Genomic DNA, 13,553 nt, shown 5'->3' on the forward strand with positions numbered 1-13,553 from the left:
CTTGATTCTCGCTAAACAAAGAACGTATCCTCGTGCGAATACGGCGGGGCGCAGCAGCAGAGGAAGCGGAGGGTTTGGGTGGCGGTGATCTGGTGCCAGGCACCCGGAGGGATGAGGATGGCATCACCAACGGTCACGGGGCGTTCTTCGCCGTTGATCTCCATGGTGCCCTGGCCTTCGAGGATGAAGTAGAATTCCTCACTCAGCTTGTGGTAGTGGCGCTCGGTGGGGCGGCCGATTGGGACGGTGGCTTCAGCGAGGCTCTGGTTCTGCACGGGGGCATTCGTGCGGTCCAGGATGCTGCGGATGGTGCTGCCATCCTTGGTGGTGAAGGGCGGCTGCTCGGAAAGCTGGTTCAGGGTCATGGGGGAGGGTGTAGGCACCTTGGAAGGTGATGCGAATGTATTTTCCGGAAAAGCGTACGGCTCCATGAAACAGAGAACCCTTCTGCGCACAGGGCTGGCCTATGCGAAGAAGGGTTTAACTGTGCGATCAAGGTCGCTCGCTCATCACATGGAGTGTGATGGCTACTTTCCGGCGCGCACCTCGTTCACGAACTCTTCCATGAGGTCCATGGCTTTGACGATGAGGTCGGGGGCGGTGGCGTAGCAGCAGCGGACGAAGCCTTCACCGGCCGCGCCGAAGGCACTGCCAGGGACAACGGCGACGCTCTTCTTCTCAAGCAGGCCGATGGCGAATTCCTTACTGGTGAGACCGGTGCTGCGGATCTCGGGGAAGACGTAGAAGGCTCCGCCGGGATTGAAGCAGTGCAGGCCCATGCCGTTCAGGCGGCTGACGATGATGTTGCGACGCATCTCGTAGCTCTGGCGCATTTCCTCATAGGCGCTGGCACCCATCTTGAGAGCCTCGATACCGGCGATCTGGCTCATGATGGGAGCGCAGAGCATGCAGTACTGATGCACCTTCATCATGGCCTCACGCAGGGGCGCAGGAGCACAGGCATAGCCGAGGCGCCAGCCGGTCATGGCAAAGGCCTTGCTGAAACCGTGCAGGAGCACGGTGCGCTCACGCATGCCGGGATATTCGACGATGCTCTTGTGCTGGCGGTTGTCGTAAAGCAGCTCGCTGTAGATCTCGTCGGTGAAGACGAACAAATCATGCTTCACGGCCAGGGCGGCGATCTTCTCCAGCTCCTCAGGTGGCATGATGCCGCCGGTCGGATTGGTGGGGAAGTTCAGCGCGATGATCTTGGTCTTCGGCGTGATGGCCTTTTCCACGTCCGCAGCCATGAGGGCGAAGTTGTTTTCCTCGCGTGTGTTCACCACCACGGGCACGCCGTAAGCCATCTTGATGCTGGGGCTGTAGCTGACGTAGCACGGCTCATGATAGATGACCTCGTCACCCGGATTCAGCACGGCACGGAAGGCGATGTCGAGCGCCTCGCTGACACCGACGGTGACGAGGATCTCGGTCTTCGGATCGTAGGTGACGCGGAACTGCTTCTGCACGTACTCGCTGATGAGCACGCGCAGCGGCTCAAGACCGAGGTTGGAAGTGTAGCTGGTCTGACCCTTTTCCAGGGAGCGGATCACCGCTTCACGGATGGGCCAGGGAGTGGATTTGTCGGGTTCACCAACGCCGAGCGAAATGACATCGCTGCGGCCAATGACGAGCTCGAAGAAATCGCGAATGCCAGAGCGCGGAAGGTCGCGGATCTGGGTGCAAAGTTTGTTATCGTAGTCCATGAGGTTGGGCAAAGACAGTGGGGCTCAGGGACAAGATCACGGGCTCACCGGCAGACGTTCCTCGTCGCCGGAACCATTGGCCAGGAAACCAGCCTGCTTGTAGGCTTTAAGCTGGAAGTGCGTGGCCGTGGAAAGCACACCACCGATGGTGCTGAGCTTCTCGGCGATGAAGTTGGCCACATCGAGGAGGTCTTTGCCCTCGACGATGATGGCGAGGTCGTAACCACCGCTCATGAGGAAGCACTCACGCACCTGATCAAATTTGGCGATGCGGCGGGCCAGGCGGTCGAAGCCACCTTCACGCTCAGGGGTGATCTTCACCTCGACCAGCGCGGTGACGCCGCGATGGCCAGCTTTCTGACGGTCCACCACGGCATTGTAACCCAGGATCGTGCCATCCGCCTCGGCGGCGGCGATGCGGCTGCGCACTTCGTCTTCCGTGAGGCTGAGGATTCCAGACAGCTCCTTGGCGGAGCGGTTGGAGTTGATGGCGAGGAGTTGAATCAATGGGTCCATAAGGATGGGGGGCGGATTTAAGCACGGTTCGTCCACTGCGCACGCACTTGTTGCACCCGGGTCACTTCCGGACGTGCAAAGCCAACTTTGGGTGCAATACCGCCGGAGCCGGAAGCGTGATGTCTGACCTTCTTTTCCACCATGAATTGCCTACGCACCACGCTCCTCCTGCTAGCCCTCGCGGGCATCGCCACCGCCCAGACTGCCAAAGCACCGGCCAAACCGGAGGCTGCCAAGGGCGCCGAAGGCTCTGATGTCTCCAAGCTGGACCCCGCCATGGGGGCGAACAAAGCCGCTGCGGAGAACGTGGAGTGGCATGATGTGACCCAGTGGGGCGTGGAGGGCCGCATCCTCCCCGACCAGGAGCGCAAAAGCTGGTTTGACCGTCTGCCTGCCAGTGCCGACGGCAAAGTGACTCCCACCGTATGGCAGCTCAGCCGCGACAGCGCGGGCATGATGGTGCGCTTCAAGACGGACTCCGAGGCCATCCATGTGCATTACAAGGTGACCAAGGCCACGCTGGGCATGCCGCACATGCCAGCCACGGGCGTCAGCGGTGTGGATCTCTATGCCCGCGACAAAGATGGCAAGTGGAAGTGGGTCTATGTGACCAAGCCCGCCACGCAGGAGATCAAGGTGGAGGTCATCAAAGGCCTGGCCCCTGGCGAGCGCGAATACGCGGCCTACCTGCCGCTCTACAATGGCGTGGAATACCTCAAGATCGGTGTGGAGAAGGGCCGCAAGTTCACGGGTCTCGAGCCACGCAAGAAGCCCGTCGTCTTCTACGGAACGAGCATCACGCACGGCGCCTGCGCCAGCCGTCCGGGCATGGTGCACACGGGCATCCTGGGCCGTAAACTAGACATGCCTGTGGTGAACCTGGGCTTCTCCGGCAACGGCCGCATGGACAAGGCCGTGGGTGAGTATCTGGTGCAGGTGGATGCCGCTTGTTATGTCATCGACTGCTTGCCTAACATGCAGCCCGCGATGGTCACGGAGAAGTGCGTGCCGCTGGTGAAACAACTGCGTGCTGCGAAGCCTGAGACACCGATTGTGCTCGTCGAAGACCGTCGTTTCACGAATGACTGGATCACACCAGCCAAATACAAGTTCCACACGGACAATCACGCCGCGCTGAAGGCTGCCTATGACTCGCTGGTGAAGGAAGGCGTGAAGAACCTCTACTACATCCCGGGTGATGTGCTCTATGGCGATGACACCGAAGGCGCCACCGATGCCTCCCACGCGAGCGACCTGGGCTTCATGCGCCAGGCGGAGATCTTTGAACCCGTGCTGCGCAAGGCTCTGGGCAAGTGATCTGGCCTAGCCAAAAGTATGGTTAAAACAAAACTCCCCTGCCCTGCTTTCTAGGGAGGGGAGTTTTTTGTGATCTATCGCAGAGGCTTATTCAGCCTTCTTCTTGGCGGCAGTGGCTTTGCCTTTGCCCTTTCCTTTGCCTTTCGCGGCAGCAGGAGCTGGGGCCACTTTCTCACCGGGTTTCGGCAGAGCAGCCTTCGCGGTTTCCCAGCCGGGATTCAGCGTGGCCTCGCGGATGGTGAGATTACGGAAGTCGACCGACTGTCCAGCGACGGTGAAACCAGGAGCGGCCTTGGTGGTCTTGAAGAGCGGATCGCTGCCCCAGGCAATGAGGTCATCCACCTGACCGACCAGGGTATCTCCCACCATCTCGAGCCGCACCTTGTGCCAGGTGCCCGGGACAAGCTCAGCGGGGAAGCGAGCGAATACGACCGCCTTGTCCGGACCTTCGTGGTCGTTGTCATCACGCTGGATGGCGATGGATTTTGGCGTGATGGAGATGCGCGCCATGTGGTCTTTGACCGCATTGATGGAGAGGCTGGTGCTCTTGCCGCCTTCAAACTTGAACTCATACTCGACCACGAAGTCTTGCAGTTGGTTTGGCAGACGGGTCACAGCACCGTGCTTGTCTTCCGCGAGTTCAGAACCGCGCAGCACGCCCTCCACTAGCTCCCATTTGCCTTTCGCCGTCTTCCAGGGAGCGCCCGGGGCGGTGTCGAGCTTGCTTTCATAGATGACCTTGCCGGGGACGGCGAGGAGCGGCTGGGCATCCGCAGCGAAGGCTCCAGGGCTGGCTAAAAGGAGAGAAAAAAGGAGGTTAGAGGGTTTCATGGGTGCCCGGAAACGATAACTCTTTGGCATTATTGCCCCAAAAAAGCTGGTTCTCAGTGAACAAATGTGCCGTAATCCCGACTAACCCCCGTCTCCTCGACACTATGAAGAACATCGTACTCTCCCTTCTCGCCATCGTTTCCATCTCCTCCTGCGCCACCGGCCCGAATGCCCAGACGGGCACTGTTGTGGGTGCCCTTGGCGGTGCTGCGGCAGGTGGCATCATCGGTCACCAGAGCGGTCGCGGCCTTGAAGGCGCAGCCATCGGTGCCGGCCTCGGCGCCCTCGGCGGCAACGCCATCGGCAATGCCCAGGACCAGCGCAACCAGCAGTATTACAACCAGCAGCGCTATAACCAGGGCTACGGCAATCAGGGTTACCAGCGCCAGCCAGACGGCTACTATCCGAACGGCCAGCCTTACTGGCGTTAATCATCATTTCCGGTCTCCGGAAATCCTTCACGAAGCGCGACCTGGATGCAGGTCGCGCTTTTTTGTGCGCTGATCCATGCCAATGGGTGCATGACTGCTCATCATGAAGAAACCGGAATTCGTCTTTGCCACCTGCCGCGCTGGATCTGAACCCTCGCTGAAACGCGAGGTGGCTGCACGTCATGGCGGCTGGCTGACGCCGGCCTTCATGCGGCCGCAGCTGATCACCTTCAAGGCCAAGACGGAGATGCGGCCGGACTTTGAGCTGGATGCGGCCTTTTCCTCCGTGAGCGGCTTCTCCGCAGGCATGGCCAAAACACCGGAAGAGGTGGCTGCAAAGGTGCAGGAGCAAGGTCTCGAGGTCTCACAGGTCCATGTCTATCCGCGGGTGATCGGTGAGGATGGCGTGGCGGATGAAGTCTGGCAGCGTGTGGATGCCATCCATGGGCAAATCACGCCTTTGGTTAGTCTGACGAAGACGAGCCAGCTGATCCTGGACGTCATTATCGGCGAAGAGGGCGAGCCTTGGTTCCTCGGCATTCATCGTCGCACGCCTGCAGCGCATCCCAGCCCCGGAGCACTGCCACGGGTTCAGCTTCCACCCGAGGCCCCCTCACGTGCCTGGCTGAAGATGGAGCAGGCGCTTTCTTGGTTAGGCCTGGATGCGCCGGACGCCTTGAAGGGCAAGACGGCGCTCGAGCTCGGTAGCGCACCGGGTGGCGCTTCGTGGGCACTTTTGCAGCGTGGCATGAGGGTCATTGGCCTGGACACTGGCAGCATGGATGAGCGCGTGCTTCGTCATCCGAACTACCATCACCTCTCCATTCCTGCTGGCGATGTCTCCTTGCGGGAGCTTCCACGCGAGGTCGATCTCCTCGCCTCCGACATGAACCTGCACCCAGGCCTCGTGGTGAAGTACATGGAGCGCTTCACTCGTGAGCTGAATCCGCGCTGGCTGGCGCTGACGCTGAAGATGAATGACGGCCAGGTGGAATCCCAGATCCCAAGTCTGCTTCAGCAACTCCGCCGTTTTACCCCCGGCGAGGTCTATGCCCGCCAGCTCCCGGCGAACCGCCGGGAGATCACGGTCATCAGCCATTGAGGCCGGGCGACCTTACTTAAACTCTGGGTAGAAGGGATTGTGCGCCTTCTCCTCACCCACCGTGGTGAGCGGGCCATGACCAGGCGCGACGACGGTTTCACACGGCAGGGAAAAGATCTCCCGGCGGTTCGTCACCAGAGCATCGGCATAGGAGACCATGCCGCCGCCCATGGAACTGGCAAAAAGCGCATCTCCCACCACCGCCACAGGCTGGGCCAAACCACTCACGACGTAGGTGATGCCGCCCTTGGAGTGTCCCCAGGTGGAGCGTGACTCGATCGTCAGCCCGCCCAGTTCCCAGGAGGCTCCTGGCGCGAAGGTCTCTGCCCCGTCATGCGGCTCGTTCTTGCCCACATACACCTCGGGCGCATTCAGCGCGGCGATATCTGCCACGTGGTCGGGATGCGTATGGGTCAGGAAGAGGTATTTCAGCGTCAGGCCCAGTTCATTGATCTTCTCCAGCATGGGGGCTGCCGTGGCCCCGGTGTCAAAGGCGGCCGCCTCCAGGGTCTGCTCATCCCACACGAGGTAGGAGTTCACCGTCATGTCATGGTAGGTCGTGTTAAACTGCGCCAGACCGGCCAGCGACACCGGTTTGGGATACCACTTGCCCTCCGCCATGGCCACCAGGGCCTGGCCATGCAGGCCCAGCACGGGGGCCAGCTTCAGCAGTACAGTGGCGTCATTGTCACCGGCACGGGCGGCCTCGATCTCGGCCTCCGAGACATGGGATTTCTCAGAAAGCGCCGCCAGCGAGAGGCCGAGCCCCCGCTGCGCTTTGCTCACGACGTCATTAAAAAGGTCTTCGAGGGGAATGCTCATGCCCCATCCAAAGTCAACCCGCCCGGGGCGGCAACCCCAATTTGGAGTATTGCAAATTCAGTTTCGGCTTGCAGATTTCAGCCGTAAATTCCCCGTATGCTCGAAATCTTCTCCAACCCCTTCTACACCTTCTGCATGGGCCTCGGCCTCGGTGCTGTGTTCCTGGTCATGGCCGTCATCAACCACTGGAAGACCAAGGGTGAGTTCCGCCGTTACAAAACCCACCTCAGTGACAAGCTGGAGCTGGAAGCCCGCCAGATGCAGGAGACCAACAAGGAGAAAACCCGCCTCTCGGGTGAGAACGAGAGCCTCCGCGTCCAAATCGCCCGCCTGAATGAGCGCCCGGACAACAAGCTCTCCCGCGAACTGGAGATCCTGGCCCGCGCCGAGAAGCACATGATGATCAATGCCCCCGGCTTCGCCCCCGCCTGGGAGCTGGCCAAAGCCTCCGCCATGTCCCAGCTCGAGTCTGAGGAAAAAGGCTCCTCCTTCCCCCAGAAGATCTTCCGCAAGCTGATCGGCAGTGGCAGCGGTAGTAATGGCACTGGGCCGACCTCCCTGCCTGAGGCTTCGGTGAGCTCGGGCAAGTCCTCCTCCACCAGCACAGCTGCCGCCTGATCCTGCCATGATCCGGCCCGAGAAGGTCAAGTTCATGATCCTCGCCGCTGACATGAAGCGCGCGGTCAGATTTTACAAATCCGTCTTCGGGCTGGATGAGATCTTTGTCAGCGATTTCTGGAGCGAGCTCGCGCACGGCACCGCCGTCATCGCCTTTCACGGCGGTCACGATGGCTCGCCAAATTCCACCGGGCTCAGCTTCCAGTTTGAGGATGTCTTTGATGCCGCTGAACGGATCGAGAAAGCCGGTGGCACCGTGCTGGAAGTGCCTAACCAAAGGGATGGCGAACCCATCCTGCTCGGCCGCTATCGTGATCCTGAGGGTAATGAGGGCTTCATCACCCAGTATGCTGGCTGAGGCCGGCGGGAGACGATCACCGCACCGCGCCTCAGTAGGCGTCCCTCATCGCTGAGTCCGCATCACGTGCCGGCGGGGCCGTGGGAGGTGCGAACCCCTCCGTGGACATCGCATCCGGCGGGGCATCATCCAGCACACCCACCTCCACCGTCTCGTTGTCAAAGAGTCCCTGCATCAGTTCCCACGCGCCTCGCATGTCACCAGACTCAGCCAGCACGGAGGCCATCTCCCGAGGGAGGAAGACCGGGCTCCCAGGCAGGCCCATCACCCGCTCCAGCGTCTTGCGCGCAGATTTCAGATCACCGGCGGAGCGCTGCGCATAGTAGAGCTCCACCCCGGGCAGCGGGTCGATGGGGTTCAGCACATGCGCACGTTCCAGACGCGGGATGTCCGCTGAGGTCAGCGTGGCGGACCGTGCCGGAGCCGGCAGGTAGCGTGCTGCCAGCTTGAAGGCCTCCTCAAACTTGCCGGAGGCGGCCAGATCCTTTGCCAGAGCCTGCCAGCCGTAGGGTTGCAGTGTTGGATGGTCCTGAAGATAAGCCACCATCTCCTTCAGATCTCCCGTCTGCTGCCAGCGTCGGAAAAAGAAGCGCTTCTGCGGCTCATTCAGTCCCACGAGCGCCGGATGCTGGGCCAGGAACTCCCGCTGGCACTTCAGCCAGAAATCTCTCGGCTCGTTCACATGAGCAAGAAACACCAGTTGCAGCGAAGGACGATCCGCCACCCTCCAGAGCTGCTGGCTGATCTCCGGAAAGGCCTTCGCCTCCAGCACGATCTCCTGAAACCTCGGCATCGCATTGCTAAACTCCCGCGGGTATCGGCGCATGCCCTCCTTCCAGGGGATCAGCGCCATCGGTGGATCAAAGAACAACCAGTAGCGGCCTTCCTCAAAGCATACCGGACCATAGCGCGGCTCCAGCGCACGCACACGGCCGAAGTCCTCCAGCGCCACGGCACTGCCATGGCGCATCACTAGATGCAGCTGCGCGCGCAGGAAGTACCAGCGGTACTGCAGAGGCGTCAGCTCGATGGCACGGTTGATCAGCCGCATCGCTTCCGCACGCTGCCCCTGGGCTGCCTGCGCCACGGCCCGGTCATGCAAAAGCGTGGCCCCGGAGGCGGTGCTGACCTCCGTCTGGCCAAAGGCAAAAGCCATCCACAAAGCTCCCCACGCAGCCACAGCCACACCCGCGCCACGGAAGGCCAGGCTCAGCGCCGGCTGGATGCGCGCGGTCAGGTAGCGGCCACGCACTGCCTGCGCAGTGACCAGGGCAAACACCATGAAATAACCAAAATTGTGCAAAGGCACATCGAAGATGCCATGCATCAGCGCCAGCCCTGCGGCGATGCCGAAGGCGCGCCGCACACGTCTGCCCGCACGGCTGTCCTGGCTGCGCTTCCTTCTCCGGGAAGACATCCACGGTCCTGAGGTCTGAAACAACCAGCCCACCAGGATCAAGCACGGCAGCACGAGCATCAGGCCGCCCTCAAACAAGGCCCACAGAAGATCACTCTCCGGATGCATCGTGCGCGCATCGGGATAGAAGCCATCACAGACCTGCGGAAACACATGATCAAAGACACCCAGCCCGCGCCCTGACCACGGCGCGTCCGCCGTGGCCCGCAGCACATGCCCCGCCAGCCACAAACGCAGATCAGAGCTCAAGGACGTGCTGATTGACTTGTCAGTCAGTCGTTCGCCCAGGCGCCCGCCCGAGGCGACCGCGATGGATACCACCGCCGCGATGATGGCCATCGTCACCACCAGCTTGCGCATCACCCCGCGTCTCATCGCCGTCGTCGCCAGCCAGAGTGTCATGCCGGTGAAGAAGAGCAGCAAACCGGCGCGCGAGGTGTTCACCAGAATGCAGCCCAGCAGCAGGAGCACTCCAGCGCCGAAGATCATCCATGAACGTGACTTCTGCTTGAAGGCATCCACCATCGCCGCGGCACACAGCACACTCATCCACGCAAACAAACTGGAGCTGTGGTTCTGGTTCGCAAAAGGACCGAAGCCCGTGGCGTCTTGGGTCGTCGCGTCCGCATGGCCCCGCGGCCACCAGAAGGCATCCACCCAGCCCGCCTTGTCCAGCAGGGAGAGGACCGCCAGTGGCAGCACGCCGAGACAGAGAAGACGCAGCAGCAGGCGGCGTCCGCCATCACTGAAATTCTGCGCCAGGCAGCACCAGAACCAGGCCACGCCCACCACCGTCACCAGCCATGCCTCCAGTGTCAGCTTCCATTCAGGTGAGAGCGTCGAAGGCATGTCAATGCCCCACTCCTGCCCCAGCGTCTGCCGCCACGGCTCCATACCGCCGAACCAACTAGATGGCAAAAGCCCCGCTCCCGGCACCAGGGCCAGGATCACCAGGATCATGGAGGGCAGCGGCCGCAGCTTCATGCGCGGCGGGGCCATCACCATCGCTCCGCCCATCAGCAGCAGCGCCAGTCCGCGGGCCCAGGGCTCGCGCGCTGCCCCGCAGAAAAGGACTACCATCACCACGATGCCATACACCCACGCACGCCAGTACGGTCTCCGCCCGGCGGCCACGTCCTCGGCATCCAGCGCCTCCGTGGCGGAGTCAGTGTCCTCGCTGTCAGGCAGCTCGTCAGCCTCCACAGGTTCAGATCGGTTGTCGGCATCGGCCGGCTCCGGTGATGAGAGGGGGGCACTCATGAAGCGGCGGTTGGGGAAAGCTTGGTGAAGGAGGAAGTCGGGCGCCCCTCCTCGATCTCAGGACCTGGAATCACAAAAGACGGCAGCGTCCCCCAGCGCTCCAGGCAGCGCTCAAAGAGGCCGGAAAAGGCATCCGCGCGGTTGAACCAGTCAGTCTCCAGACCATCGTTCACCGGGCAATGCAGCACCACCTTCGTCCCGCCCTTCATGGGCAGCAGCACCGGATGCGTCAGATCTGAGGGCGCGGTCTTGAACCCGATCCAGCGAAAGCGATGCCCCAGCAGATCGCTAAACTCCTCTAACGAAACGCATTTCTCGATGTCGAACTCCAGCACCCGGGCATGCACACGGATGTGCTCCAGCCGCTTCCTCCGGTCCAGCGCCTCCGCCACCTGGCCACGCAGTTTGCTCCAGCTCTTCACATAGCCCAGGTAGCGTGCCGCGCCGATCGCCAGCAGGAAGAACACCGCTCCCGCCACCGGCAGGGCCACCCCCTTCGTCAGCAGGATGCTGATGCCCACAAGACTCAGCACCAGGCAGACGCAGTACATGGCCACCAGCGCCCGCCCCTTGCTGTAGCCTAACAAAATAAGCCGGTGATGAATGTGCTCCGCGTCCGCGCTGAAGATCGGCACCCCGCGGATGCTGCGCCGCAGGATGGCAAAGAACGTGTCCAAAATCGGCACGCCCAGGGCGATCACGATCACCAGCAGCGCCGCGATCACGGAGCCCTTTTGCGAGCTCTTCAAGGACACCGACGCCACAAAGAAACCAATCAGATAAGCACCGCCATCGCCAAGGAAGATGCGCGCCGGCGGGAAATTGAAGAAAAGAAATCCCGTGAGGGCTCCCGCCATCAGCACCGAGAGCAGCATCACCTCCGCGTGACCGCCCACATAACCCACAAAGGCCAGTGTCAGGGATAGGAACAGCCCGAAGCCCCCCGCCAGACCATCCATGCCATCGATCAGATTGATGATGTTCGGGATCGCCACCAGCCAGAAGAGCGTGATCGGCAGGCTCCACCAGCCCAGATGCAGCGCCCCCTCGCCAAAAGGATTGCTCAGCATGTCGATGGAGATGCCTAACGAATAAAGAATCAATGCCACCCCGATCTGCCCCACCAGTTTCACCCGTGCGCCCAGCGCCTTCAGGTCATCGAAGAAGCCCACGCTGAAGATCAGCAGGTTGCACAGCATCAGCGCTCCATATTCACCCCAGCGCACGCGGTCCAGCCCCAGCATCACCACAGATCCGATCACCAGCGCAGCAAAGATGGGCGCGCCACCCAGGCGCGAGATAGGCTTCTCATGGTGCTTGCGCCGTCCGTCCGGAGCATCCAGGCCGATCGTTCCTTTTCTGCCGACGATGTAGAGGGTGCCCACCAAGGCCACGATCAGCGCCAGGACATAGTAGACCGTCAGTTCCGGCCAGAGCGGCATCTGGGGCGCAGGAGGCCCGATGAATGCTTCAGCGCTGGCGGCGGCGATCATGCAGAAAGGAAAAAGGGTGGCAGGTCGGTTTTCAGGCAGCGTGTCCCTGCCCTGCGGCAGCAATCACGTCAATCAATCGCGGACGCAAGCGGCTCTGTGAGAACTCCGCGGCAAGCGCCCGGCTCTCCTCAGAGGGTGGCAGAGGCCCCGTGGCAGCCGCCTCGCGCAGCACCTCCACCAGCCCCTTCACATCCCCATGCCGGCCTATCCGCGCATACCTGCGGTCAGGCAAACGTGCCGCCAGATCTGTCAGATGACACTCCTCCGGGCCTATTCCCAGGAACGGCAGCCCCAGCGCCAGAATGTTGTACACCTTGCAGGGATGCACCATCCCCACAAACGGCGTCCCCATCACCACCAGGTGCAGGTCCGCAGAGGAGAGTGATGACGAAAGCCTCTCCTTCGGCTGATACGGCAGGCAGGTGATGTTCTTCAGTCCCTGGTTCTCCGCAAAAGCCCTCACCTTCCCATGCTCGCTGCCCCCGCCGACGAAGAGGAAGTGCAGCGTCGCATGACCGGCCAGTTCCTTCGCCGCCTCCAGCACCGTGTCCAGCGGATGGCAGGGACTGTGATTCCCCGAATACATCACCACAAACTTCCCGGTAAGACCGTGTTCAGCACGGAAAGCCTCCCTCCCCGCCACATCCCAGCGCACCGCATCATCGTGAGACCACGGCGCATCCACATGGATCGCATCCGCCCTCACCGACTTCGCCCGCAGCCGTTCCGCCATGAACCGGTCCAGCGCCACAATGCGCGCCGCCCGGCCAAAACTCCACTTCTGCAGCGTGCTCATCACCTGTTCAGCCAGACCGCCCTGCTTCAGCCAGCCAGCGGCCACAGCCTCATCCGGATTCAGGTCCATCACCCACGGCACCACTGCCCCACCTTTGAGTGAGGCCATCACCTGCCCCAGCGATGAAATCAGCGGCGGTGACGTCAGGCACACCGTCACATCAAAGCGCCGCAGCCTCAGCAGGATCAGCGTCGCATTGATCCAGAAGGTCGCAAAATCCACCAACCGCCGCCACCTTGCCTTCTTCCCCAGGCCTGGAGTCCAGATGCGGCGGATCTCCACGCCCTTCCAGGTTTCGCGTACCGGAAATCGCTTCTCCGGATTGTCATACCCACGGCTGGAAGCCACCGCCACCACCTCATGCCCGGCCTCAGCCAGCCCCTCCGCCAGATCCGTCAGATGCTGCGCCGACGACACATGATCCGGATAAAAGCACTGGTTCAGCAGCAGTATCCGCAGCCTCCTCCCCTGCCCCTTCCTTTCACGATCAAGATGCGATACCGGCAGGTCTGAAGACATGTAAAAGAGAGTCGGACAAAGTTGGAGTGAGGTCCCGTGATACCCCAAACCCACCCCCCAGCGCAAGGTGCGAGTGCCCCAGCCCCACCCCCCGCCGCCAAAAAACAACCTGGATCAGCCTGGATTCACCTGGATCGCCCCCTGTAGCGGCTGGCGTCAGCCTGCCGTTCTTTGAACCCGCAAACCGCCTTCCGCTCCATCCGCCCCGAGCAGGTCGGATCCGGTCGGATTGACTCGGATCGGCCCCAATGTGGCCAGCTTTCTCCGAAAGGTGAGCCGAGGACTCTCGAACCACCCCTCAGCTTCGAAAAACAGCCTGGATCCACCTGGATCAGCCTGGATTCGCCGACAGCCCCCCAAGCGAAGC

Annotated in this window: 13 protein-coding genes; 5 read left to right on the top strand and 8 right to left on the bottom strand. The window is 61.8% G+C overall.

Going from position 1 to position 13,553, the window contains the following annotated elements:
• Window positions 1-11 precede the first annotated feature (11 nt).
• The 3 genes from BGE01nite_RS13875 to BGE01nite_RS13885 form a co-directional block, all read right to left on the bottom strand.
• Window positions 12-365 (bottom strand): cupin domain-containing protein, encoded by a 354-nt coding sequence (locus tag BGE01nite_RS13875; RefSeq protein ID WP_146851075.1) that lies wholly within the window; start codon window positions 363-365, stop codon window positions 12-14.
• A 162-nt stretch (window positions 366-527) separates the two neighbouring features.
• The gene (locus BGE01nite_RS13880; RefSeq protein WP_146851139.1) at window positions 528-1,706 is read right to left on the bottom strand and encodes an aminotransferase class I/II-fold pyridoxal phosphate-dependent enzyme; all 1,179 of its coding nucleotides are present in this window, start codon (window positions 1,704-1,706) and stop codon (window positions 528-530) included.
• Window positions 1,707-1,742: 36 nt separating this feature from the next.
• Window positions 1,743-2,222, bottom strand: coding sequence for an Lrp/AsnC family transcriptional regulator (locus BGE01nite_RS13885; RefSeq protein ID WP_146851076.1), 480 nt, complete (start codon window positions 2,220-2,222; stop codon window positions 1,743-1,745).
• Between the two features lie 141 nt (window positions 2,223-2,363).
• Here BGE01nite_RS13885 and BGE01nite_RS13890 point away from each other — a divergent pair, with 141 nt between their 5' ends.
• Window positions 2,364-3,539 carry an SGNH/GDSL hydrolase family protein gene (locus BGE01nite_RS13890; protein WP_146851077.1) on the top strand — a complete coding sequence of 392 codons (1,176 nt, stop codon included), beginning with the start codon at window positions 2,364-2,366 and terminating at the stop codon, window positions 3,537-3,539.
• Window positions 3,540-3,626: 87 nt separating this feature from the next.
• On the opposite strand, the gene BGE01nite_RS13895 is transcribed toward BGE01nite_RS13890, so the two are convergent.
• On the bottom strand, window positions 3,627-4,370 hold the full coding sequence (locus BGE01nite_RS13895) for a 3-keto-alpha-glucoside-1,2-lyase-like domain-containing protein (protein WP_170266783.1): 744 nt from the start codon (window positions 4,368-4,370) through the stop codon (window positions 3,627-3,629).
• A gap of 104 nt (window positions 4,371-4,474) precedes the next feature.
• On the opposite strand from BGE01nite_RS13895, the gene BGE01nite_RS13900 reads away from it, so the two are divergent.
• Together BGE01nite_RS13900 and BGE01nite_RS13905 are read left to right on the top strand one after the other, a co-directional pair.
• Window positions 4,475-4,801 (top strand): glycine zipper domain-containing protein, encoded by a 327-nt coding sequence (locus BGE01nite_RS13900; protein WP_146851079.1) that lies wholly within the window; start codon window positions 4,475-4,477, stop codon window positions 4,799-4,801.
• A gap of 103 nt (window positions 4,802-4,904) precedes the next feature.
• Window positions 4,905-5,903, top strand: coding sequence for an SAM-dependent methyltransferase (locus BGE01nite_RS13905; protein ID WP_146851080.1), 999 nt, complete (start codon window positions 4,905-4,907; stop codon window positions 5,901-5,903).
• A gap of 12 nt (window positions 5,904-5,915) precedes the next feature.
• Here BGE01nite_RS13905 and BGE01nite_RS13910 read toward each other — a convergent pair whose 3' ends face one another.
• Entirely contained in the window at window positions 5,916-6,725 is an 810-nt protein-coding gene (locus BGE01nite_RS13910; protein ID WP_146851081.1) for an MBL fold metallo-hydrolase, read from the bottom strand.
• Window positions 6,726-6,821: 96 nt separating this feature from the next.
• Between BGE01nite_RS13910 and BGE01nite_RS13915 the strand changes: the two genes are divergently transcribed.
• Both BGE01nite_RS13915 and BGE01nite_RS13920 read left to right on the top strand, forming a co-directional pair.
• Complete coding sequence (locus BGE01nite_RS13915) at window positions 6,822-7,343, top strand: hypothetical protein (RefSeq protein ID WP_146851082.1); 522 nt, start codon at window positions 6,822-6,824, stop codon at window positions 7,341-7,343.
• Between the two features lie 7 nt (window positions 7,344-7,350).
• Window positions 7,351-7,701 carry a VOC family protein gene (locus BGE01nite_RS13920; RefSeq protein WP_146851083.1) on the top strand — a complete coding sequence of 117 codons (351 nt, stop codon included), beginning with the start codon at window positions 7,351-7,353 and terminating at the stop codon, window positions 7,699-7,701.
• A gap of 31 nt (window positions 7,702-7,732) precedes the next feature.
• Here the strand turns inward: BGE01nite_RS13920 and BGE01nite_RS13925 are convergent, their stop codons facing one another.
• The 3 genes from BGE01nite_RS13925 to BGE01nite_RS13935 are packed head-to-tail and all read right to left on the bottom strand — an operon-like array spanning window position 7,733 to window position 13,186.
• The gene (locus BGE01nite_RS13925; RefSeq protein ID WP_146851084.1) at window positions 7,733-10,378 is read right to left on the bottom strand and encodes an O-antigen ligase family protein; all 2,646 of its coding nucleotides are present in this window, start codon (window positions 10,376-10,378) and stop codon (window positions 7,733-7,735) included.
• Window positions 10,375-11,871, bottom strand: coding sequence for an MraY family glycosyltransferase (locus BGE01nite_RS13930; protein WP_146851085.1), 1,497 nt, complete (start codon window positions 11,869-11,871; stop codon window positions 10,375-10,377). Before BGE01nite_RS13930 ends, BGE01nite_RS13925 begins: the two co-directional genes overlap by 4 nt.
• A gap of 31 nt (window positions 11,872-11,902) precedes the next feature.
• Window positions 11,903-13,186 carry a glycosyltransferase family 4 protein gene (locus tag BGE01nite_RS13935; RefSeq protein WP_146851086.1) on the bottom strand — a complete coding sequence of 428 codons (1,284 nt, stop codon included), beginning with the start codon at window positions 13,184-13,186 and terminating at the stop codon, window positions 11,903-11,905.
• Between the last annotated feature and the right edge of the window lie 367 nt (window positions 13,187-13,553).

This window comes from Prosthecobacter gellanilyticus, assembly GCF_007992435.1.
Classification (GTDB): domain Bacteria; phylum Verrucomicrobiota; class Verrucomicrobiia; order Verrucomicrobiales; family Verrucomicrobiaceae; genus Prosthecobacter; species Prosthecobacter gellanilyticus.

Bases quoted from the DNA above. Each gene is read 5' to 3' on its own strand.
- BGE01nite_RS13875 (WP_146851075.1), bottom strand. From the start codon at position 365: ATGACCCTGAACCAGCTTTCCGAGCAGCCGCCCTTCACCACCAAGGAT.
- BGE01nite_RS13880 (WP_146851139.1), bottom strand. From the start codon at position 1,706: ATGGACTACGATAACAAACTTTGCACCCAGATCCGCGACCTTCCGCGC.
- BGE01nite_RS13885 (WP_146851076.1), bottom strand. From the start codon at position 2,222: ATGGACCCATTGATTCAACTCCTCGCCATCAACTCCAACCGCTCCGCC.
- BGE01nite_RS13890 (WP_146851077.1), top strand. From the start codon at position 2,364: ATGAATTGCCTACGCACCACGCTCCTCCTGCTAGCCCTCGCGGGCATC.
- BGE01nite_RS13895 (WP_170266783.1), bottom strand. From the start codon at position 4,370: ATGAAACCCTCTAACCTCCTTTTTTCTCTCCTTTTAGCCAGCCCTGGA.
- BGE01nite_RS13900 (WP_146851079.1), top strand. From the start codon at position 4,475: ATGAAGAACATCGTACTCTCCCTTCTCGCCATCGTTTCCATCTCCTCC.
- BGE01nite_RS13905 (WP_146851080.1), top strand. From the start codon at position 4,905: ATGAAGAAACCGGAATTCGTCTTTGCCACCTGCCGCGCTGGATCTGAA.
- BGE01nite_RS13910 (WP_146851081.1), bottom strand. From the start codon at position 6,725: ATGAGCATTCCCCTCGAAGACCTTTTTAATGACGTCGTGAGCAAAGCG.
- BGE01nite_RS13915 (WP_146851082.1), top strand. From the start codon at position 6,822: ATGCTCGAAATCTTCTCCAACCCCTTCTACACCTTCTGCATGGGCCTC.
- BGE01nite_RS13920 (WP_146851083.1), top strand. From the start codon at position 7,351: ATGATCCGGCCCGAGAAGGTCAAGTTCATGATCCTCGCCGCTGACATG.
- BGE01nite_RS13925 (WP_146851084.1), bottom strand. From the start codon at position 10,378: ATGAGTGCCCCCCTCTCATCACCGGAGCCGGCCGATGCCGACAACCGA.
- BGE01nite_RS13930 (WP_146851085.1), bottom strand. From the start codon at position 11,871: ATGATCGCCGCCGCCAGCGCTGAAGCATTCATCGGGCCTCCTGCGCCC.
- BGE01nite_RS13935 (WP_146851086.1), bottom strand. From the start codon at position 13,186: ATGTCTTCAGACCTGCCGGTATCGCATCTTGATCGTGAAAGGAAGGGG.